Here is a 921-nt window from a genome sequence, read left to right as displayed (position 1 = left end):
CCCGATGAAATCCTGAACTTCGGTTTGAGAAAGCGCACCATCGCCGTCGGCGTCCACTATGGCGAACATCATTCGCATCCGTGCGCCATGCATCATCCCGCCTCCCATTCGGCGCCCGTCATGCGGACCTCTGCGGAAATCGCGATGCCAACGGTCGCCACCTCGTCGTTCTGCTCGGGGCCGGCGATGCTCTTGCATTCTCTCCTCCAGCATCTCGGTCATCATCTGACGCATCATATTGCGCATGGAGTCGTCGGTTGGCCCGCTCACTCCTGGCGCTGGCTCTGAGCCACGATGCTGTGCAGGTGCGGCGGGCGCAGGTGAGTCCGTCTGGGATATTGCCGGGGAAGCCAGCATAGCCAACGCCGCGGCAACTGCTGTGGTCTTGCTTGCTAATGTCATCGTATTCTCCTTGGAGAATGGTGGACCGAACGTGTCGGCATCCAAGCCAAACCCGCTGCTCCCCGCATGGTTCCTGACGAGTTGGTAGATGATCGCTGTGTGCCGGTTCTTCCTTCGCGCTGCGTCTCTACAGCGACGTAGCGCAGCGATTCGCTTCAACAGCGGGCCAGATGGCTATTTCCGACCGGGCTGTTTGGGCCTTGCGGTGGTTACGTTCGAGCCCGAGGGGCTCTCGACCCCTGGCGAGTAACGCCTCACACCGGCGGTTATCCACCGCCCCGACGACGAACGCGGCTGATACGTTCTCGACTATGCGCGGGTAGCTCAGTGGTTAGAGTGCCGGCCTGTCACGCTGGAGTCGCGGATGGCCTTGGTTCCTCAATACAAAAGTTCCGACTTTCGGTTTCCTGAGAGTTTCAACTTTTTGTATTTGTTGCATTCCAAGCCTGTCATATGCGTTTGAGCATTGGATTTTCCCGAACCCGGTTCCCACTTTGGGTCGATGCTCTAACGGAGAAG

1 protein-coding gene is annotated in these 921 nt (G+C 58.8%); it reads left to right on the top strand.

What is annotated here, in order from left to right; translation table 11 throughout:
* Nucleotides 1-288: hypothetical protein (locus EOA86_RS39150; protein WP_164892398.1), on the top strand; the 288-nt coding region annotated here is incomplete at its 5' end.
* Nucleotides 289-921 lie beyond the last annotated feature (633 nt).

It is taken from the genome of Mesorhizobium sp. M5C.F.Ca.IN.020.32.2.1 (assembly GCF_004023105.1).
GTDB classification, from domain to species: Bacteria; Pseudomonadota; Alphaproteobacteria; order Rhizobiales; family Rhizobiaceae; genus Mesorhizobium; species Mesorhizobium wenxiniae.
The sequence above is the reverse complement of the archived record's forward strand: the minus strand, read 5'-3'. Positions and strand labels throughout refer to the sequence as shown.